The sequence below is a fragment of the Microbacterium forte genome (genome assembly GCF_031885415.1).
GTDB lineage: Bacteria > Actinomycetota > Actinomycetes > Actinomycetales > Microbacteriaceae > Microbacterium > Microbacterium forte.
The window spans coordinates 39,270-59,877 of record NZ_CP116871.1 but is presented as its reverse complement, the minus strand read 5'-3'; the positions used below and the strand labels follow the sequence as shown (position 1 = coordinate 59,877).

17 protein-coding genes and 1 pseudogene are annotated in these 20,608 nt (G+C 67.4%); 5 read left to right on the top strand and 13 right to left on the bottom strand.

All coding sequences use genetic code 11. The features are described 5' to 3' along the window. Positions 1 to 19: 19 nt before the first annotated feature. Positions 20 to 1,966, top strand: coding sequence for a Stk1 family PASTA domain-containing Ser/Thr kinase (gene pknB, locus OB895_RS00280; protein ID WP_079113093.1), 1,947 nt, complete (start codon positions 20 to 22; stop codon positions 1,964 to 1,966). Between the two features lie 115 nt (positions 1,967 to 2,081). Here the strand turns inward: pknB and OB895_RS00275 are convergent, their stop codons facing one another. Continuing rightward, entirely contained in the window at positions 2,082 to 3,422 is a 1,341-nt protein-coding gene (locus OB895_RS00275) for a class II 3-deoxy-7-phosphoheptulonate synthase (protein ID WP_042538465.1), read from the bottom strand. Between the two features lie 38 nt (positions 3,423 to 3,460). Beyond that, a complete protein-coding gene (locus tag OB895_RS00270; protein ID WP_042538590.1) occupies positions 3,461 to 4,159 on the bottom strand; it encodes a lysophospholipid acyltransferase family protein in 699 nt (232 codons plus the stop codon). 150 nt (positions 4,160 to 4,309) lie between these two features. On the opposite strand from OB895_RS00270, the gene OB895_RS00265 reads away from it, so the two are divergent. Then, entirely contained in the window at positions 4,310 to 6,142 is a 1,833-nt protein-coding gene (locus tag OB895_RS00265; protein WP_079113094.1) for an AMP-dependent synthetase/ligase, read from the top strand. Between the two features lie 67 nt (positions 6,143 to 6,209). Here OB895_RS00265 and def read toward each other — a convergent pair whose 3' ends face one another. The 3 genes and pseudogenes from def to OB895_RS00250 all read right to left on the bottom strand — a co-directional run bounded on the left by def (position 6,210) and on the right by OB895_RS00250 (position 12,274). After that, positions 6,210 to 6,701 (bottom strand): peptide deformylase, encoded by a 492-nt coding sequence (def, locus tag OB895_RS00260; RefSeq protein WP_079113095.1) that lies wholly within the window; start codon positions 6,699 to 6,701, stop codon positions 6,210 to 6,212. Continuing rightward, a pseudogene (locus OB895_RS18250) lies at positions 6,701 to 7,678 on the bottom strand (MinD/ParA family ATP-binding protein); the annotation flags it as partial. The pseudogene OB895_RS18250 and the gene def, both read right to left, overlap by 1 nt. A 1,188-nt stretch (positions 7,679 to 8,866) precedes the next feature. Next, positions 8,867 to 12,274, bottom strand: coding sequence for a pyruvate carboxylase (locus OB895_RS00250; protein ID WP_079114004.1), 3,408 nt, complete (start codon positions 12,272 to 12,274; stop codon positions 8,867 to 8,869). A 94-nt stretch (positions 12,275 to 12,368) separates the two neighbouring features. Between OB895_RS00250 and OB895_RS00245 the strand changes: the two genes are divergently transcribed. Further along, on the top strand, positions 12,369 to 13,181 hold the full coding sequence (locus OB895_RS00245) for a ParA family protein (protein ID WP_042538598.1): 813 nt from the start codon (positions 12,369 to 12,371) through the stop codon (positions 13,179 to 13,181). An 82-nt stretch (positions 13,182 to 13,263) separates the two neighbouring features. On the opposite strand, the gene OB895_RS00240 is transcribed toward OB895_RS00245, so the two are convergent. The 3 genes from OB895_RS00240 to OB895_RS00230 form a co-directional block, all read right to left on the bottom strand. Beyond that, positions 13,264 to 13,809: a MerR family transcriptional regulator gene (locus OB895_RS00240; RefSeq protein WP_079113096.1), complete on the bottom strand. Its 546-nt coding sequence runs from the start codon at positions 13,807 to 13,809 to the stop codon at positions 13,264 to 13,266. A 99-nt stretch (positions 13,810 to 13,908) separates the two neighbouring features. Further along, entirely contained in the window at positions 13,909 to 14,595 is a 687-nt protein-coding gene (ftsR, locus tag OB895_RS00235; RefSeq protein WP_042538473.1) for a transcriptional regulator FtsR, read from the bottom strand. Further along, the gene (locus tag OB895_RS00230; protein WP_153302217.1) at positions 14,595 to 15,080 is read right to left on the bottom strand and encodes an FHA domain-containing protein; all 486 of its coding nucleotides are present in this window, start codon (positions 15,078 to 15,080) and stop codon (positions 14,595 to 14,597) included. The genes ftsR and OB895_RS00230 overlap by 1 nt, the downstream gene beginning before the upstream one ends. A 99-nt stretch (positions 15,081 to 15,179) precedes the next feature. Here OB895_RS00230 and OB895_RS00225 point away from each other — a divergent pair, with 99 nt between their 5' ends. Both OB895_RS00225 and lpdA read left to right on the top strand, forming a co-directional pair. Continuing rightward, positions 15,180 to 15,839, top strand: coding sequence for a copper resistance CopC family protein (locus OB895_RS00225; RefSeq protein ID WP_079113097.1), 660 nt, complete (start codon positions 15,180 to 15,182; stop codon positions 15,837 to 15,839). A 9-nt stretch (positions 15,840 to 15,848) separates the two neighbouring features. Beyond that, positions 15,849 to 17,246, top strand: a complete 1,398-nt coding sequence (lpdA, locus tag OB895_RS00220; RefSeq protein ID WP_042538477.1) for a dihydrolipoyl dehydrogenase — start codon at positions 15,849 to 15,851, stop codon at positions 17,244 to 17,246. A 58-nt stretch (positions 17,247 to 17,304) separates the two neighbouring features. Here the strand turns inward: lpdA and OB895_RS00215 are convergent, their stop codons facing one another. Genes OB895_RS00215 through OB895_RS00195 form a run of 5 tightly spaced genes read right to left on the bottom strand, consistent with a single transcriptional unit; the run spans position 17,305 to position 20,585 of the window. Then, positions 17,305 to 18,024 (bottom strand): methyltransferase domain-containing protein, encoded by a 720-nt coding sequence (locus OB895_RS00215; RefSeq protein WP_079113098.1) that lies wholly within the window; start codon positions 18,022 to 18,024, stop codon positions 17,305 to 17,307. Beyond that, positions 18,021 to 19,175: a type III polyketide synthase gene (locus OB895_RS00210; protein ID WP_042538479.1), complete on the bottom strand. Its 1,155-nt coding sequence runs from the start codon at positions 19,173 to 19,175 to the stop codon at positions 18,021 to 18,023. Before OB895_RS00210 ends, OB895_RS00215 begins: the two co-directional genes overlap by 4 nt. Positions 19,176 to 19,229: 54 nt before the next feature. Further along, on the bottom strand, positions 19,230 to 19,874 hold the full coding sequence (locus OB895_RS00205; protein ID WP_079113099.1) for a CYTH domain-containing protein: 645 nt from the start codon (positions 19,872 to 19,874) through the stop codon (positions 19,230 to 19,232). Then, positions 19,867 to 20,079: a hypothetical protein gene (locus OB895_RS00200; protein ID WP_042538484.1), complete on the bottom strand. Its 213-nt coding sequence runs from the start codon at positions 20,077 to 20,079 to the stop codon at positions 19,867 to 19,869. The genes OB895_RS00205 and OB895_RS00200 overlap by 8 nt, the downstream gene beginning before the upstream one ends. A gap of 35 nt (positions 20,080 to 20,114) precedes the next feature. Continuing rightward, complete coding sequence (locus tag OB895_RS00195) at positions 20,115 to 20,585, bottom strand: prepilin peptidase (protein WP_079113100.1); 471 nt, start codon at positions 20,583 to 20,585, stop codon at positions 20,115 to 20,117. Between the last annotated feature and the right edge of the window lie 23 nt (positions 20,586 to 20,608).

Below are 20,608 nucleotides of genomic sequence, written 5' to 3'. Positions count from 1 at the left end.
TTCTCCATAGAATCTTGACGTGACGACCAATCAGCAGGCCGACCCCCTCATCGGGCGGCTTGTCGACGGTCGATACCGTGTGCGGGCCCGGATCGCGCGTGGAGGCATGGCCACTGTCTATGTCGCCACCGATCTCCGACTCGAGCGACGCATCGCTCTGAAGGTCATGCATGCGCATCTCAGCGACGATTCCGCCTTCCAGAGCAGGTTCATCCAAGAGGCGCGCGCAGCGGCACGGCTGGCCGACCCGCATGTCGTCAACGTGTTCGATCAGGGCCAGGACGGCGAACTCGCCTACCTGGTGATGGAGTACCTCCCGGGCATCACGCTGCGCGAGCTGCTGCGCGAGCAGAAGCGGCTCACGATCCCGCAGACGATCACGATCATGGATGCCGTCCTCGCCGGACTCTCGGCAGCGCATCGGGCCGGGATCGTCCACCGCGATGTGAAGCCCGAGAACGTGCTGCTGGCCGAAGACGGCCGCATCAAGATCGGCGACTTCGGTCTCGCCCGTGCGACGACCGCGAACACGGCCACCGGCCAGCAGCTGCTCGGCACCATCGCCTACCTGGCACCCGAGCTCGTCACCCGCGGCACGGCAGACGCCAGGAGCGACATCTACGCGCTCGGCATCATGCTCTACGAGATGCTCGTCGGCGAACAGCCCTACAAGGGCGAGCAGCCCATGCAGATCGCGTTCCAGCACGCCACCGAGTCGGTGCCTCGGCCGAGCGTTCGAAACCCCGGCGTGCCCGAGCAGCTCGATGAGCTCGTGCTCTGGGCGACGGAGAAGTCGCCGGACGAGCGTCCTGACGACGCCGGTCAGATGCTGGAGCGTCTGCGTGAGATCGAGCGTGGTCTGGGCATCGCTCCCGCGGTCGCCGCTGCAACGGCCTCTCAGCGCTCGCAGGCGGACTCCGCTGACCTCACCAAGGTCATGCCGAGCACGATGGTCATCGCCGACCCCACCGCCCCGGTGCAGGCCGCCGTCGACAACGCGACCCTCCTGCGGCGTCGTTCGTCTCGACGCCGCGCCCGTGGCGCGTTTCTGCTGACGCTGGTGCTGCTTCTCGCGACGGTGGCCGGCGGTGTCGGGTGGTGGTTCGGATCCGGCCCAGGGTCCCTCGTCGCCGTCCCCGGAGTCGCCGGGCTGTCGTACGACGATGCCGCCTCGGCGTTGACCGCCGAGGGCTTCGTGCCCGTGCGCGGCGAGGAGAGCTCCATAGATGTCCCAGCCGGCGAGACCATCCGGTCGGACCCCGATGAGGGCGAGCGACTCGACAAGGGCACGGAGGTCACCGTCTTCGTCTCCTCGGGTCCCGCGGCTCACACGGCGGAGACCCTCAACGGCAAGACCGAGCAGGAGGCCCGCGATTACCTCGCGGACATCAAGGTCAACGTCACCGAGACTCCCCTGCTGCTCTTCTCCGATGCCGAAGCGGGTCGGGTGATCAACGCCTTCGTGACGCCTCGCGCAGGTGGCGAGGTGTACGCGTGCGCCGAGGGCTGCGAGCTGCTCGAGGACGACACCGTCGAACTCTACGTCTCGGCCGGCGCCTTCCCGGATGTCGCGGGGATGAGCGTGGACCAGGCGACGAACACGCTCCGCGACAAGGGCGTCGAGGTCAACCCCGATTCGCAGTTCGTCTTCAGCGATTCTGTCGCGAAGGACATCGTCATCGGGGTCACCGACCGTGCTGAGGAGGGAAATCGGCGCCCGGGAGACACCGTCCAGCTGATCGTCTCCAAAGGACCCGAGCTGTTCCCGGTGCCGGATGTCGAGGGAATGAGCCGGGATGAGGCGGCCAGGACGATCCGCGATGCCGGCTTCGAACCGACGTGGAACGGCATCTGGAACGCGTTCCCCAACGACTTCACAGAGGTCACCGGGTCGGATCCGGGCGCAGGTTCTCAGCGCGCCAAGGGCACGGAGATCACCCTGCAGATCCGCAGCAGCGCGTTCTAGGGCGAAACCCGTCCGAACCCCACTCTTCCGCTTCCCTGTGGTGCGTGCTCACCGCTGACAGAGAGACGGCCCTCTCCGTGTGCGGAGGGTGCCGTCTCTCTGTGAGGCTCGTCGGTCAGCGCTTCTCGAGCTCTTCCGCCACGAGGAACGCCAGTTCCAGCGACTGCATGTGGTTGAGGCGAGGATCGCAGAGGCTCTCGTAGCGGGTCGCCAGTGCAGCCTCGTCGATGTGCTCGGATCCTCCGAGGCACTCGGTGACGTCGTCGCCGGTGAGCTCGACATGGATTCCGCCGGGGAACGTCCCGACCGCGCGGTGCGCCTCGAAGAAGCCACGCACCTCGTCGACCACATCGTCGAAGCGACGCGTCTTGTAGCCGGTGGGGGTCGTGATCCCGTTGCCGTGCATCGGGTCGGTGACCCACAGCGGCTGCGCGCCCGAATCACGGACGGCCTCGAGCAGCGGCGGCAGGGCGTCGCGGATCTTGCCCGCACCCATGCGCGTGATGAACGTCAGACGCCCCGGTTCGCGGTTCGGGTCGAGCTTGTCGATCAGTGCGAGAGCGGTCTCCGGCGTCGTGGTCGGACCGAGCTTGACGCCGATGGGGTTGCGGATCTTGGAGAAGTAGTCGACGTGCGCGCCGTCGAGCTCGCGCGTGCGCTCACCGATCCACAGGAAGTGCGCCGAGGTGTTGAAGGGGGTGTCCGTGCGCGAGTCGATGCGGGTCATCGGGCGCTCGTAGTCCATCAGCAGGCCCTCGTGGCCCGTGAAGAACTCGACGCGGGTGAGCTCGTCGAAGTCGGCTCCGGCCGCCTCCATGAACTTGATGGCCCGGTCGATCTCGGCTGCCATGCGCTCGTAGCGCTGGTTGGCCGGGTTCTGCGCGAAGCCCTTGTTCCACGAGTGCACCTCGCGCAGGTCGGCGAAGCCACCCTGGGTGAACGCGCGGATCAGGTTCAACGTCGACGCAGCGGTGTGGTAGCCCTGAAGCAGACGGCCCGGATCGGCTCGCCGAGACGCCTCGGTGAAGTCGTAGCCGTTCACGATGTCGCCACGGTATGCGGGAAGCGTCACGTCCCCGCGGGTCTCGGTGTCGCTCGACCGCGGCTTGGCGAACTGGCCTGCCATGCGGCCCATCTTCACGATGGGCATCGACGCGCCATACGTGAGCACGACCGCCATCTGCAGGACGGTCTTGATGCGGTTGCGGATCTGATCGGCGGTGGCGCCCGCGAACGTCTCTGCGCAGTCGCCGCCCTGAAGGAGGAACGCCTTGCCGGACGCTGCGCGCGCGAGACGATCGCGGAGGTTGTCGACCTCACCTGCGAACACCAGGGGCGGAAGCGTCGAGATCTGCGCGGAGACCTCGGAGACACGCTCGGCGTCGAGCCACTGGGGCTGCTGCTTGATCGGGAGCGAACGCCACGCATCAAGCGCGTCGATGTGGTGCTGGAGCATGGTGTCCAGCCTAGTGCTCGCTGCGAAGTCGGGATGCCTCAGGAGCGCTGTGTGACGCGGGCGGGAAGCCTGTCCTTCACGCTCGACGCGTACACATCGTCGTACTGCTGCTCACCCAGTCGCTGGAGTGCCACCATGATCTCGTCTGTGACGGACCGCAGGATGTAGCGGTCGTTCTCCATACCCGCGTACCGGGAGAAGTCCAGGGGTTCGCCGATGACGATCCCGACCCTCACCACTCGCGGCAGACGCTGCCCGATCGGCATCGCGGTGTCGGTGTCGACCATGATCACGGGAACCACGGGGACCTTCGCCTCCATGGCCATCCGCGCGATCCCGGTGCGACCTCGATAGAGCCTTCCGTCAGGGCTTCGCGTTCCTTCGGGATAGATGCCGAGCAGGTCCCCGCGGCCGAGCACCTGCAGACCGGTGTTCAGAGAGGCCTCCGAGGCCTTGCCACCCGAACGGTCGATCGGGATCTGCCCTGTGGCCTTCATGAAGAACTTGGTGGCCCAGCCCTTGAGCCCGCGTCCGGTGAAGTAGTCGCTCTTCGCGAGGAACGACATGGGGCGATCGATCATCAGCGGAAGGAAGATCGAGTCGGCGAACGACAGGTGGTTGCTGGCGAGGATCGCGGCACCGTTGGCCGGAATGTTCGCGCGCCCGACCACCCATGGTCGGAATATCGCTTTGACCACAGGGCCGATCGCCACGTACTTCATCAGCCAGTAGAACATCGAGGTGAAGTCTAGCGCCGCGATCGGCATCCGCCAGCGCCATGTCCCGATGACCCGCGATTGGCGACTGAGTCCCACTAGCGGTGCGACCGAGTCCCATGCTCTAGACTCGTGTGCAACCAGTGCCCGACCGGTACCGAAGGAGCTGCCGTGGTCCAGTTTGAAGTCCCCGCCGTCGTCCCCGCCGATCCCGAGGGGAACATCTCAGACCTCCTGGCGAAGCGCGTGAAGGCGACGCCGGATCGTCCTCTGTTCTCCGTGCCCGAAGGCGAGGGCTGGCGCGACATCACCGCAGCCGACTTCGAGACCGCCGTGATCGCACTGGCCAAGGGCTTCGTCGCCGCCGGCATCCAGCCGGGTGAGAAGGTGGGCTTCCTCGCCCGCACGACCTATGACTGGACCCTCGTCGACTTCGCCCTGTTCTATGCGGGCGCCGTCATGGTGCCGATCTACGAGACCAGCTCGCCCTCGCAGATCCAGTGGATCCTCGAGGACTCCGGCGCCATCGCACTCGTGCTCGAGTCGCCCGAGCACTTCGCACGCCTCGATGAGGTCCGCGGCGACCTCCCGCTGCTCCGCGAAGTCTGGCAGCTGCACCTCGGGGCGATCGACTCGCTGACCGCTCGAGGAGCGTCCGTGCCTGACGCCGAGATCGAGCGCCTGCGCAGCATCGCTGTCGGCTCCGACATCGCCACTCTCATCTACACCTCAGGCTCCACCGGTCGCCCGAAGGGCTGCGTTCTCACGCACAGCAACTTCGTAGAGCTGTGCCGCAACTCCGCCAAGGCGCTGGATGCCGTCGTGCAGACCCCCGGTGCGTCCACACTGCTGTTCATCACCACCGCGCATGTCTTCGCCCGGTTCATCTCGATCCTCAACATCCACGCCGGAGTCCGCACCGGACACCAGCCCGACACCCGGCAGCTTCTGCCGGCCCTCGGATCGTTCAAGCCGACCTTCCTGCTGGCTGTCCCCCGCGTGTTCGAGAAGGTCTACAACTCGGCGGAGCAGAAGGCCGAAGCCGGTGGCAAGGGCAAGATCTTTCGCGCTGCCGCCGACGTCGCGATCCAGCACTCGAAGCTGCTCGAAGAGGGAAAGAGCGTCCCGTTCGGGACGCGGCTCAAGTTCGCTCTGTTCAACAAGCTCGTGTACAGCAAGCTGCGCGAAGCGATGGGCGGCAACGTCGTCTACGCCGTGTCGGGTTCGGCGCCCCTCGGTGCGCGACTCGGCCACTTCTTCCACAGCCTCGGCGTGGTGATCCTCGAGGGCTACGGCCTCACCGAGACGACCGCTCCCGCGACCGTGAACCTCGCGGACAAGTCGAAGATCGGCACCGTCGGCCCGGCGCTCCCCGGAGTGGGCGTGCGGCTCGCTGACGATGGCGAGATCGAGGTGCGAGGCGTCAACGTCTTCAAGGAGTACTGGAACAACCCTGCGGCCACCGCCGACGCGTTCAGTGAGGGCGGCTGGTTCCGCACCGGCGACATCGGCAGCTTCGACTCCGAGGGGTTCCTCACCATCACCGGTCGCAAGAAGGAGATCATCGTGACGGCCGGCGGCAAGAACGTCGCACCCGCCGCCCTCGAAGACCCGATCCGTGCGAACCCGATCATCGGACAGGTCGTCGTCGTCGGAGACCAGCGTCCCTTCATCTCGGCTCTCATCACCCTCGACCCCGAGATGCTGCCGACATGGCTCGCCAATGCCGGGCTCCCCAAGGAGATGTCGCTCGTGGAGGCCTCGAAGAACGACGCGGTCCGAGCAGAGATCCAGAGGGCTGTGGATGCCGCCAACGCCCGGGTGTCCCGCGCCGAGTCCATCCGCAAGTTCACGGTGCTCGACAGCGAGTGGACCGAGGCGTCGGGTCATCTCACGCCCAAGATGTCGATCAAGCGCAACGTGATCATGAGCGACTTCGCCGATGAGATCGCCGCCATCTACGACGAGCCCGTCACCACCACGAACGTCGCCCTCGGCGGCTGACCCCCCCCGACCCGAGATACGAGAAGGGCCCCGCCGCGGCGGGGCCTTTCTCGTATCCGTCCGAAGTTCAGAACCAGGCGCTCTCTCGGACCTCGCGCATCGCACGCTTGCGCGTCTCGGCATCGAGTCTCGTGAGGTAGAGCTTGCCGTCGAGGTGATCCGTCTCGTGCTGGAGCGCCTGCGCCATCAGGCCGCTTCCTTCCAGCACCACAGGCTCGCCATCGAGGTCGATGCCCTCGACCCTGGCCCACGGGTGACGCAGCGCGTCATGCCAGAGTCCGGGCACGGACAGACAGCCTTCCCCCGTCGGCACAGCCTCTCCACGAACCTCGGTCAGGACGGGATTGAGCACATAGCCGATGTCGCCGTCGATGTTGTAGCTGAAGGCGCGGAGCGCGACACCGATCTGCGGAGCGGCGACGCCGGCACGCCCCGGCAGCTCGACAGTGTCGATCAGGTCGGCGACGAGCGCTCGAACGCCGTCGTCGGCGGCGTCGATCGGTGCGCAGACCGTACGAAGCACGGGGTCTCCGAAGACCCGGATCTCACGCACCGCCATCAGTCGACCTTCGCTCGCAGGCCCTCGACGAGCAGCGCAGCGAGCTCGCGCGCTGCCACTCGGGTCTCCGGCTGCAGGTTGGCGAAGACGATGGTCCCGCCTCCCGCGATCTGCGCGTCGTACGGCATCCGCACGACATGCTTGGCGCGCGTGCGGAAATGAGCCTCGAGTTCGTTGAGACGCACGAGCGGAGCACCGGGGGTCGACTGGTTCAGCACCACGACGGCCTCACGCGCCTGCTCTGCGTATCCGTTGCTCTCGAGCCAGGTGAGCGTCTCCGACGCCAGGCGCGCCTCGTCGACGCTCAGCCCCGAGACGATCACGATCTGATCGGCGAGATCGAGCGTGGCCGACATCACCGAGTGCACGATGCCCGTGCCTGTGTCTGTGAGCACGAGCGAGTAATAGTGCGCGGCGACACCGGCCACATCCCGGTAGTCGCTGTCGCTGAAGGCTTCTGCGATCCGCGGGTCGGAATCCGAGGCGAGCACGTCGAGGCGGGTGGCGTCCCGCGCGACGATCGCGGAGATATCGTGATATCCCCTGACCTCGTCATGGATCCGGACGAGATCGCGCACGGACTTGTTGTGGTGCGGGCGGACCACACGCTCTGCGAGGGTGCCGCGATCGGGGTTGGCATCGACCGCGATCACGCGATCGTCACGGGCGTCGGCGAGAGCCATACCCAGCAGAGCGGTGATCGTCGTCTTGCCGACCCCGCCCTTGCGGGACAGCACCGGAACGAATCGCGCGCCGCCGACGATCGGTGCGGCAATCCTGGCGCTCAGCGCTTTGCGCTCACGGGCGCGGCGTCCGTCACCGATGTTGATCCGACGTCCGGAGATCGTATAGAGGAAGTGGCTCCAGGCGCCCTCGGGCTCTGGCCTGGTGATGCGGTGCGGGTCGAGAAGACGATCTGCGGTGAGCAGGTCGGCGCTCTCGCGAGAGGAGTCGCCGAGAGCGTCCAGACGCTTCGCGGACAGCTGCACGTCGGTGCGGCCCGATCGGGTCGCCGGGGTCGCGGCCCGTCGGGGCTTCTCAGCGTTCATGACCGAGCTCTCCTTCTTGGCGAGTGATGCTGCTGCCGACGATCTCCGTGAGCTGGGCGCGGCGTCGATATCGGCTTTCGCCCTGGCGATGAACGCCGCGGCCGCGGCGGCCTCCGCGGCGACCGCGTCACCGGGCGCTGCCGAAGCGGTGGCAGCGGAAGCGGTGGCGCCGACGGCTGTCACGGGTGCCGTCCTCGGAGCACGTTCGCGGGTGCGCGCCGGTTCAGGTTCCGGTTCAGGCTCAGGCTCCGGCTCCGGCTCCGGCTCCGGCTCCGGCGCCGGCTCAGGCTCAGGCTCAGGCTCAGGCTCAGGCTCAGGCTCAGGCTCAGGCTCAGGCTCAGGCTCAGGCTCAATCGCGAGGTCGGGCTCGGAGAACGCTTCCGCCTCGGGCGCCGGCTCCGGCTCCATCGCGAGGTCAGGCTCGGAGGATGCTTCCGGCTCAGACTCGATCACGAGGTCGGGCTCGGAAGACGCTTCTGCCTCGAGGGCCGGCTCCGGCTCCATCGCGAGCTCGGGCTCGGAGGATGCTTCCGGTTCGGGCTCGGCTTCCAGATCCGGTTCGGCTTCCAGATCCGGCTCGAGCTCGGAGTCGAGGTCGGCCTCAGGCTCCGCCTCGAAGTCAGGCTCCGGCTCCGACTCGAAGTCAGGCTCCGACTCCGGCTCCGGCTCCCGCTGGAATTCGGGCTCAGGCTCAGGCTCGGGCTCCTGAACCGCGTCGGACTCGGGTTCGGTCGCCCCGGTCCGATCCTCGTCCGCAACAGGCTCCGGCGGCAGCTCGATGATCATCGGAGCAGCGCCGAGCGGTGCCGGTGAGATCTCTGCAGCGGCCTTCGCCGCGGCGACCGGCTCGTCGATGATCAGGTCGGCGACGACCTCGCCCTCGACGACGCCATCGTCCTCCAGGTCGTCATCGTCGTCCTTCGGGAGCACGACGCTCACCTGCGCCGTGTTGCCGAGTATGCCGATGGCCGAGGTATCCAGAGACGTAGCGTCGTCCAGCACCCCTCTGGACTCGTCGTCCGGGTTGTCTGCCACGTTCTTCGGGGTCACTGTGTCACTCCAAGCTTGTGCGGGCCTCGGGTGCGTTGCGTCGAACGCGGCCTCGCCCGCACAAGATTAGTGCGCCGGGCGGATGACGACCAAAAGATCTCCGGCTTCGACCTGCTGCGTCGCGCCGATCGCGAGTCTCTCCACGACGCCGTCGACGGGGGCGGTGATGGCCGCTTCCATCTTCATGGCTTCGATGGATGCGACCGGTTCACCGGCGCGCACCGAGTCACCGACGTCCGCTTTCAGGGTCACGACTCCCGAGAACGGCGCGGCCACCTGACCGGGCACCGATGTGTCGGCCTTCTCGATCTCGTGGACGTCGACCGCCACCGATCTGTCGCGCACGAACACGGGCCGCAGCTGACCGTTGAGGGTCGTCATGACGGTGCGCATGCCCTTGTCGTCTGCATCTCCGATGGCTTCGAGACCCACGTACAGCTGGACGCCGCGATCGATCTCGACGACGTGCTCCTGGCCTTGCACGAGACCGTAGAGGTAGTCCGCGGTGTCGAGCACCGAGAGATCACCGAACAGTTCCCGTCTCTCAGTGAACTCGCGCATGGGTGCAGGAAACAGCAGCGTGTTCAGCCGCGCACGACGGGTCGCGCTGTCGCCCGCCAACGCTGCCTCGTCGTCGGCGGAGATCTCCGTCATGCCGATGCGCACGGCACGCCCTGCCAGCACCTTCGTGCGGAAGGGCTCCGGCCATCCGCCCGGCAGGTCGCCGAGCTCGCCCGCCATGAAACCGACGACGGAGTCGGGCACGTCGTACTTCTCGGGGTTCGCCTCGAAGTCAGCAGGATCGGCCTTGACCGCGGCCAGGTGCAGAGCAAGATCGCCGACGACCTTCGACGACGGCGTCACCTTCGGAACACGACCGAGGATTCGATCGGCCGCAGCGTACATGTCCTCGATCAGCTCGAAGTCGTCTGCGAGCCCGAGCGCCTTCGCCTGCTGACGGAGGTTCGACAGCTGACCGCCCGGGATCTCGTGGTGGTAGACCCGCCCGGTGGGGCCGGGAAGTCCGGACTCGAACGGCGCGTACATCCGGCGGACCGCCTCCCAGTACGGCTCGAGATCCGAGACGCTGTCGAGGGAGATGCCGCTGTCGCGATCCGTATGCGCGAGCGCAGCGACGAGCGATGAGAGAGAAGGCTGGCTGGTCGTGCCGGAGAGCGGAGCGGATGCCGCGTCGACCGCATCCACCCCTGCGTCGCTCGCCGCGAGCAGTGTGGCGAGCTGGCCGCCGGGGGTGTCGTGCGTGTGCAGGTGCACGGGCAGGTCGAAGCGCTCGCGGAGCGCCGCGACGAGCTTCGCGGCCGCCGCGGGGCGCAGCAGTCCCGCCATGTCCTTGATCGCGATGATGTGCGCCCCCGCATCGACGATCTGGGCCGCGAGGTTCAGGTAGTAGTCGAGCGTGTAGAGATCCTCGGCCGGGTTCAGAAGGTCACCGGTGTAGCAGAGCGCCACCTCGGCGACCGCGGTGCCCGTGTTGCGAACAGCCTCGATCGCCGGTCGCATCTGCTCGACGTCGTTGAGCGCATCGAAGATCCTGAAGATGTCGACGCCGCTTGCCGCTGCCTCCCGCACGAACGCCTCGGTGACGGCCGTCGGGTAGGGCGTGTAGCCCACGGTGTTGCGTCCACGCAGAAGCATCTGGATCGCGACGTTGGGAAGCGCCGCCCGCAGCTTGTCGAGACGCTCCCAGGGGTCTTCCCCGAGGAAGCGCAGTGCGACGTCGTACGTCGCCCCTCCCCAGGCCTCGACCGAGAGCAGCTCAGGCGTCAACCGGGCGATGTGCGGTGCGGCTGCGACGAGATCCTTCGTGCGCACGCGCGTCGCGAGCAGCGACTGGTGCGCATCGCGGAAGGTCGTGTCGGTGATCGCGAGAGCGCTCTGCGCGCGCAGGCTCTGGGCGAAGCCTTCCGGGCCCAGCTCGAGCAGACGCTGTCGTGAACCGGCCACCGGGGTCGAGTCGAGGTCGACGGCCGGGAGCTTGGCAGCCGGGTCCAGCGAACCCGGGTGGACCCCGTGGGGCTTGTTGACCGTGACGTCGACCAGCCAGTTCAGGATCCGAGTGCCGCGGTCCTTCGACTCGCGGCCACGGAGAAGATCCGGGCGCTCGTCGATGAACGACGTGCTCACGTCGCCGGCGATGAACGCCTCATCCTCAAGCAGGGCCTGCAGGAACGGGATGTTGGTCGAGACGCCGCGAATGCGGAACTCCGCCAGCGCCCGCCGAGCGCGTGCGACCGCCGCCGGGTAGTCCCGCCCACGGCAGGTCAGCTTGGCGAGCATCGAGTCGAAGTGCGGGCTGATCTGCGCACCCTGATGCACGGTGCCGCCGTCGAGGCGGATGCCCGCACCTCCCGGGGAGCGGTAGGTGGTGATCTTGCCCGTGTCGGGCCGGAACCCCTGAGTCGGGTCCTCCGTGGTGATGCGGCACTGCAGCGCCGCTCCGCGCACCTGCAGATTGTGCTGTTCGAGTCCGAGTTCGGCGAGGGTCTGGCCTGCGGCGATGCGCATCTGGCTCTGCACGAGATCGACGTCGGTCACCTCTTCGGTGACGGTGTGCTCGACCTGGATCCGCGGGTTCATCTCGATGAAGACGACCTCGCCGGTGCGCTCCCCCGCGGTCTCGAGCAGGAACTCGACCGTTCCCGCGTTCTCGTATCCGATGGATCGCGCGAACGCGACCGCGTACCCGTGCAGCGCGGTGCGGATGCCATCGTCGAGATTCGGGGCCGGGGCGATCTCGACGACCTTCTGATGACGTCGCTGCACCGAGCAGTCGCGTTCGAAGAGGTGGACGGTCTCGCCGGTCTTGTCCGCGAGGATCTGCACCTCGATGTGCCGGGGACGGATGACGGCCTGCTCCAGGAACATCCGCGGGTCGCCGAAGGCGCTCTCCGCTTCGCGCATCGCCTCGGCCAGTGCCGGCGCGAGCTCCGCCGCAGACTCGACCCGGCGCATGCCACGACCGCCACCGCCGGCGACGGCCTTGGCGAACAGCGGGAAGCCGATGTCCGATGCCTGGGCCACGAGCGCGTCGACGTCATCGGAGGCCTCGGTCGAGCGGAGCACGGGAACCCCGGCCTCGATCGCGTGGCGCTTGGCCTCGACCTTGTTGCCTGCCATCTCGAGCACCTTCGAGGGCGGGCCGATGAAGACGATGCCGTTTGCGGCAGCCTTCTCGGCCAGTTCGGGATTCTCGGACAGGAAGCCGTAGCCGGGGTAGATCGCGTCCGCTCCGGCATCCTTCGCGACGCGGATGATCTCGTCGACGTTCAGGTATGCGCGGACGGGATGACCCCGCTCGCCGATCTCGTAGGCCTCGTCCGCCTTGAGCCGGTGGACGGAGCCGCGGTCCTCATGCGGGAAGACGGCGACTGTTCTCGCCCCGACCTCGAATGCCGCACGGAAGGCACGGATCGCGATCTCGCCGCGGTTCGCCACAAGGATCTTCTGGAACATGCACACCTCTGGAAGCTCGATGCGCACTTCTAATCGGCGCGCATGGGGCGGGGCTGAGTGTGCACCCAGCCTAGGGGAAGGTAACGTGGTGTTCGTGCACGTACTCAGCGTCAGCTCTCTCAAGGGAGGCGTCGGCAAGACGACAGTGACCCTCGGCCTGGCCTCAGCGGCCTTCGCCCGTGGTGTCCGAACGCTCGTCGTCGACCTCGACCCTCAGTCCGATGTGTCCACCGGAATGGACATCCAGGTGGCCGGTCGGCTCAACATCGCCGATGTCCTGGCCAACCCGAAGGAGAAGGTCGTCCGTCAGGCGATCACCTCCAGCGGCTGGGCGAAGGTGCACCCCGGAACCATCGACGTGCTGATCGGCAGCCCGTCAGCGATCAACTTCGACGGACCGCACCCGAGCGTGCGTGACGTGTGGAAGCTCGAAGAGGCGCTGGCCTCCGTCGAAGCCGACTACGACCTGGTCCTCGTCGACTGTGCCCCGTCGCTGAACGCCCTCACCCGCACAGCCTGGGCGGCGAGCGACCGCGTGATGGTCGTCACCGAGCCCGGCCTCTTCTCCGTCGCCGCGGCCGATCGCGCGCTGCGCGCGATCGAGGAGATCCGTCGGGGCCTCTCCCCTCGTCTCCAGCCGCTGGGCATCGTCGTCAACCGCGTGCGGCCCCAGTCGATCGAGCACCAGTTCCGCATCAAGGAACTGCGCGACATGTTCGGCCCCCTCGTGCTCTCTCCGCAGCTTCCGGAGCGCACGTCGCTGCAGCAGGCCCAGGGTGCGGCCAAGCCGCTGCACATCTGGCCCGGCGACTCGGCCCAGGAACTCGCTGCCGACTTCGACCAGCTGCTCGATCGGATCATCCGCACCGGGCGCATCCAGGTCGCGGATTCCGGCCCGCAGGCCTGATCCACCGCAGACAGCAGAACGGCCATCCTCTCGCGAGGGTGGCCGTTTCTTCGTGTGGGGCGCGGCTCGGAGCCGCGGATGCTCAGGCGGAGCGCTTGGTGCGACGCGCCGACAGCTCGTCGACCGGGTCGGGTGATGTCGCGTCGAATTCGACGAGGGTCGACTCGACCTCGCGAAGCACCTTGCCCACGGCGATGCCGAACACGCCCTGACCGCGGCTGACCAGGTCGATGACCTCGTCGTTCGACGTGCAGAGGTAGACGGACGCACCGTCGCTCATGAGGGTCGTGCCCGCGAGATCGCGGATGCCCGCGCGGCGGAGCTCCTCGACCGCGGTGCGGATCTGCTGCAGGGAGATACCGGTGTCGAGCAGGCTCTTCACCAGCTTGAGCACGAGGATGTCGCGGAAGCCGTAGAGGCGCTGCGAGCCTGACCCGCTGGCGCCTCGCACCGTGGGCTCTACGAGCTCGGTGCGTGCCCAGTAGTCCAGCTGACGGTAGGTGATACCTGCTGCACGCGCCGCCACCGCACCGCGGTAGCCGACCTCGTCGTCCATGGCCGGCAGGCCGTCGGTGAAGAGGAGTTCTGGCACGAACCGCGGGTCGCCTGCACGCTCATCCGCATTCATCTGAAATCCTCCCTGGAGCTGTTACCTCCACGCTAGAGCAGCCCTCCGGCACCGGCAATGACATCCGTGGGACACCGAAGGTGTGTCGCAATCAGTTCGTTACGAAAGCAACCTGGTGAGTGCGTCCTTGACGAAGAGCGAGCGCACTTCGTCGATCTTCGCGGCGAGGTTGGGCGCCATGTCGCTCGCCTTCGCCCGTGATGCGGCGTCCGTGCGACGGAGCAGAGACGACATGGCGGACTCGATCAGCGCGACCTCGCGCTCGGCGCCCTGACGCAGCGACCGCAGGTGGCGCGGCTCGATGCCATGGCGGTCGAGCGCGACCAAACCGCGCAGCAGCGTGACGGTCGACTCGGGGTAGCTCTCCTGCGCCACGATGACACCGGTGCTGATCGCATCGTTGAGGAGCTGCGGGCCGGCACCGGCTGCCGACAGGAGCTCGCTGCGGCGGTAGCGACGAGGCGTCGGCGTGATCGACGGCGGCGGAGCGAGGGCGGCTGAGTCGCCGTTCGCCTCAGCGTCGTCGAGCTGCTCTCGGATGATGCTGAGAGGGAGGTAGTGGTCACGCTGCAGCGTGAGGCCGAGGCGCAGTCGCTCGATATCGGCCTGCGAGAACTTGCGGTAGCCCGACTCCGTGCGCGACGGGCTGACGATCCCCTGCACCTCCAGGAAGCGGAGCTTGCTGGAGGTGAGCTCCGGAAACTCTGGTGTGAGCCGAGCAAGCACCTGACCGATGCTCAGAAGGCCCGCGGACGCAGAGCGTTCGCGGGCGGGAGAAGCCGCCATCAGTCGATCGCCGCGACGCGATCGACGGGAGAGGCGAAGAAGTTCAATCGGAACTTGCCGACACGAAGCTCGGTGCCGTCGACCAGAGCGCTGCGATCGACACGCTCGCCGTTGACGTAGGTTCCGTTGAGCGAGCGCTGGTCGATGATCTCGAACGTCGAGCCGTTGCGAGTCACCTCTGCATGGCGGCGCGAGACGGTTACGTCATCGAAGAAGATGTCGGCTTCGGGGTGGCGACCAATGGTCGTCACATCGGTGTCGAGCAGGTAGCGGGCCCCCGCGAGAGCTCCGGAGCGCACCAGAAGCAGTGCGGAACCGGAGGGAAGCGCTGCGATGGCGCCCTGCTCCACGTCGGTGAGCTCCACGCCGAAAGGCACGAAGGAGAGGTCCGAGTCGTGCCCGAACGTCTGCGTCACGTCGTGCCTCTGCTCGCCGGGACGGTGGATCGCGGCGTCTCCGCCCGATCGATTCTGGCTGTCTGTCACTATGCCCTCCTAGTCCTCCAGACTAACTGATCCGATGCCGCTCGCGGGAGCTCGCTTCACACTCAGGCATCGCATACGGACACTTCATAGGCTGAGGATGTGAAAACCACAGCCCGCCGCCTCCCTGCAGCTCCGGTCGCACTCGCCGCCGCCCTTCTGACCGCGTTCCTCGTGCTGTTCGCGCCTCTCTCCGCCTCGGCCCACGACAGTCTGCTCGCGTCATCCCCCGAGGCCGACAGCACGGTCGACACGCTCCCCGCCGAGTTGACGCTCACCTTCAGCGCGAAGCTCATCGATGAGACCGGCGCGACCGAGGTGGTCGTGACGGACCCCTCCGGCAACTCGGTCACCGAGGGCGCTGCCACCGTCGAGGGTGCGATCGTGACGCAGCAGCTCGCCACGGAGGCCCCTGCGGGTGCCTATCACGTGATCTGGAAGGTCGTCTCGAGCGACGGCCACCCGACCTCGGGAGAGTTCGACTTCACGGTCGCGAACAGCACCGAGACCGCCCCGACCGCAGAGCCGAGCGCCGAGCCCACGGAGACGGCCACGGCCGCTCCCGCTCCGGTCGCGACCGCGGGCCCCGGCACCGACGTCACTCCCGCCCCCGAGAGCGACGACTCATCCGCCTCCACGACGCTGATCTGGGTGCTCGCGATCGTCGGAGTGCTCGTGATCCTCGGCATCGTCGTCTGGCTCGTGGTCCGCGGGCGCCGCGACCCGGCTTCGACCGATTCCGACCTTCCCTCGGAGCGATAGGCTTAAGGCATGCCACATTACGATGTCGTCATCCTCGGTGCAGGTCCTGGCGGATACGTCGCTGCGGTTCGCAGCGCGCAGCTCGGTCTGTCCACCGCCATCATCGAAGAGAAGTACTGGGGTGGTGTCTGCCTCAACGTGGGCTGCATCCCCTCCAAGGCTCTCCTGAAGAACGCGGAGCTCGCGCACACGCTCAACCACAAGGCCGACTTCTTCGGCATCTCGGGTGAGTTCACGATCGACTACGGCAAGGCGTTCGACCGCAGCCGTGTCGTCGCCGACGGCCGCGTCAAGGGCATCCACTTCCTGATGAAGAAGAACAAGGTGACCGAGTACGACGGTCGCGGCACCTTCACCGGCCCGAAGGCGATCTCGGTCGCCAAGGCCGACGGCTCGACCGAAGAGGTCACCTTCGACAACGCGATCATCGCGACCGGCTCGAAGGTTCGTCTGCTCCCGGGCGTCCAGCTCAGCGACAACGTCGTGACCTACGAGGAGCAGATCCTCAGCCGCGAGCTCCCGAAGTCGATCGTCATCGTCGGAGCCGGCGCTATCGGCATGGAATTCGCGTACGTGATGACCAACTACGGCGTCAAGGTCACGATCATCGAGTTCCTCGACCGCGCGCTTCCCAACGAGGACGCCGATGTGTCGAAGGAGATCGCGAAGCAGTACAAGAACTACGGCGTCGACATCCTTACCTCCACCAAGGTCGAGTCCGTCGTCGACAACGGCTCGTCCGTCACCGTGTCGTACACCGGCAAGGACGGCCAGCAGAGCTCGATCGAAGCCGACAAGGTGCTCATGTCGGTCGGCTTCGCCCCCAACATCGAGGGCTTCGGCCTCGAGGCCACCGGCGTCAAGCTCACCGAGCGCGGCGCGATCGACATCGACGACCACATGCGCACGAACGTCGAGGGCATCTACGCGATCGGCGACGTCACCGCCAAGCTGCAGCTCGCCCACGTGGCCGAGGCGCAGGGTGTCGTCGCGGCCGAGACCATCGGCGGCGCGGAGACTCAGACGCTCGGCGACTACCGCATGATGCCCCGCGCGACGTTCTGCTCGCCGCAGGTCGCCTCGTTCGGCCTCACCGAGCAGCAGGCCAAGGACGAAGGACGCGAGATCAAGGTCGCGACGTTCCCGTTCATGGCGAACGGCAAGGCGCACGGACTCGGCGAGCCCGTCGGCTTCGTGAAGCTCATCGCCGACGCCGAGCACCTCGAGCTCATCGGCGCCCACATGATCGGCCCCGACGTCTCCGAGCTCCTGCCCGAGCTGACGCTGGCCCAGAAGTGGGACCTCACGGCTCTCGAGCTGGCCCGCAACGTGCACACCCACCCGACGCTGTCGGAGGCGCTGCAGGAGGGCTTCCACGGCCTCGCGGGTCACATGATCAACTTCTGATCCGAAGATCAGATCGTCGAAGGCCCGGCACGCTCACGCGTGTCGGGCCTTCGTGCGTCTATGACGCTGCTGCGGCCTTCCAGCTCAACTCCAGCCGTGAGGGGAGGCCGAAGCGCACAGCCCACCCTGAGGGCACGAGAGAGGCGAGCTCTCTCCGCGCGTACGAGCGGCGGATGCTGATGAGGCCGTCCTCCCGGATGAACGAGCCGCGGAAGAGCGTTCCCGAGAGGACCCAGGTCGCGGCATCGTACAGGGCATAGGCGAATCGGGTGCGGGCGATGTCCCGGTGCACCACGACGCCACCGCCGCCGACGAGCGCCTCGGAGTCGCGCAGCAGGCCGTCGAGCTCTGTCGCGGTGAGGTGGTGCAGCACGTGATTCGAGAAGACCACGTCGTACTGCTCTCCCTCCGCCACGAGGTCTGCGGCGAAGGCGCAGCGATATCGGATGCCGGCGCCGTGGTCGTTATCGGCAGCCCAGCGAATCGCCCGCTCGTCGGCGTCGAGCGCCGTGATCTCGGCTTCGAGACCTGCTCGCCGCAACCGCGCCGCGATCATCCGGCACACGTCTCCGCCGCCCGCGCCGATGTCCAGGATGCGGATGGGACCACGGCGGGCGCGCGGCCGGATCTCGCGACGATAGAGCAGCCCCGGCCGTGAGACGAGCGCGTTCACGAGCCGGAAGCGTCTGTAGGTCTGTTCCAGCATCCCGATGTCCGCATCCGGATCGTCCATGAGCTCGCGCACCTCGGTGGCGCGCATCGAGAGGTCGTGTCTCACGAGACGCCGGTGGTGACCGTCATCAATGCGCTCTCGGCCGTCAACCCCGGTCCGAAGGCCATCGCCGCGACCCGCGACCCGTCGGCGGCGCCGTCATCGAGGATCCGCTTGATCACGAAGAGCACCGTTGCACTCGACATGTTGCCGTTCTCGCGCAGCGTCTCCCGAGCCGGGTGCAGCTGCGCGTCGCTCAGCTGCAGTCGCTCCTGCACGCGGTCGAGGATGCTGCGTCCGCCGGGGTGGATCGCCCAGTGCTCCACGCGCTCCCCCACCCTCCCCTCGTCGAACGCGGCCGCGAGCTCGCCCTCGCGGGCGTAGAGCGGACGGATGGCGCCGATGATGGTCTCGCCGATGATCTGCGGCACCTTGGTCGACAGGATCATCTCGAAGCCGTGGTCGCCGATCGTCCAGGCCATGTCCTTCTCGCCCTCGGCGGCGATGGCCGTGTGGAAGCCGTCGAGGCGGACGGCAGGAACCGGTGTCGGGAGATCGCGCGCTGTGACGATGCCGGCGGCCGCCCCGTCCGCGAAGAGGGAGTTGGCCACGATGAGATCCGGGTCCTCCGACGAGCGAAGGTGCACGGTGCACAGCTCGACGCTGACCACGAGCACCACGGCATCGGGATCGGCCGCGCAGAACTGGCTCGCCGCTCGGAGCGCAGGCAGCGAGGCGTAGCAGCCCATGAATCCGAGGTGATAGCGCTGCACGCTGTCTGAGAGACCCAGCCCCCGCACGATCTCGTATTCCGGGCCCGGCGCATGGAAGCCCGTGCACGATGCGGTGATGACGTGCGTGACGTCGGCGGCGACGATGTCGGGGTCTGCGTCCAGCGCGCTGCGAGCCACCTCGACGAAGAGACGAGACGCCTCGCGTATGTAGACGTCGTTGCGTGCGGCCGTTCCCGGAGACTGCAGAAGGCCGGACTCCCGATCGAAGAAGAGCGTCGCGTCGGTGCTCGCCGTGGAGGAGAGCTCTTCGATGACCGTGTGACGGGTGTCGATGCCCGATCCGTTGAAGGATGCTCCGATGATCCTCTGCGCGAGGCGCCCGACGTCGGGCTGCGAGGCGAAGATGTCGCGCACCTCGTGCTGCTCGATGACGGTGTCTGGAACGATCGTCCGCAGCGAGCGGAGTACGGCGGAGCGGGTCATGTCTGCCACTCAAGCATGGCCCCGCTCACACGCGGAAGGGGCTTGCGCCGTGAGTCAGAAACCCAGAGCACGGGCGAGCTTGGAGCCGGATGACGCATCGCGACCCCCGGCGGCGAAGATCACCCTCTCGACGGCCTCGAACAGGGCCGCTCTCCCCGCCGGGTCGGCGGGCGCAGCGGGGCCGAGCTCGAATTCCCACTCGCGCCATTCACGCTGCACGTCGTGTCGGAGATCGGTCGCGCGAACGTGATCGTCGACGAACTCGGCGACCACTCCGGCGGTTCCGGTGAGCAGATAGGCCGTTCGGGTGTTCTCGATCCGGGCGAGGGGCGTCAGCGGGCCCGTCGCCCATCGAGAGATGGTCTCGGTCATCGCCTCGGGGATCCTGTCGTCGTCACCCAGCGGCCAGCCGATCTCCAGACGGCCGTCGCCCTCACGCGGTCCCTTGATATGCCAACCGGCATCGGGTCCGCCGGTGCGACGACGAAGAGCCACCCCTGAGCGGGAGAGTCCGGCATCCGCGGTGTCGAAGTAGCGTGCGTCGAGTTCGCGCACCTCGCCCGACGACACGGCATCCACTCCCGGAACCCCCACCCACTCCGGAAGAGGGGTGGCGTCGTCGACGTCGTACTTGCGCTCGACCTCGACGACCCTGGAGGGTTCGAGGCCGGACTGCGGAGCGGTGTGGTGCTCAGTCATCCGACGGGCTGATGTCCTCGAGGGATTCGTCGTACCAGTAGTCGATCTCGGTGGGACCGTCGGTGTCGCCGGTGTTCTGCGCGTCACCGCGCCGGTTGTACACCACCTGGGTCTCGCTGTAGGGGACGATCAGCTTGTCGTCCGCATCGCCGAGAGGAATGATCTGCCCGTCGAGCGGGCCGCCGTGAAGTCGCGCAAGTGCCATGTGCTCACCCTAGCGCCGACACGCTGCAAGACGCCTCACTGCACGAGGATGCCGAGGATCGCGCCGAGGATCATCCACGGCCCGAAGGCGATGCGCGTCGAGCCGTCCGCCCTGCGGAGCATCATCAGCGACAGGGAGAACAGAGCACCGAGGACGAAGGCGGATGCTGCTCCCACGGCGAGCGCCTGCCAGCTGTGCCAACCGAGGATAAGGCCGATGACGGCGGCGAGCTTGACGTCTCCTCCGCCCATTCCCTCGCGGCTGAGCAGACGGAGCGCCGCATAGAAGCCGCCGAGGATCAGCATGCCGAATGCTGCTCTGACCATCGCCGCGCTCTCACCGGAGGTGATGGCGTCGGCGACCCCGAGGAGGATGAGCGCCGCGAGGGTGGGGAGCACGATCCGGTTCGGCAGTCGATGTGTGCGGATGTCGATGGTGACGAGTATGCAGGCGACCACGAACAGCATCAGATGGACGGTCACGACGGCCACGGTGCGGAGATCCATGCGGGAAGGCTAGGAGAAGGCGG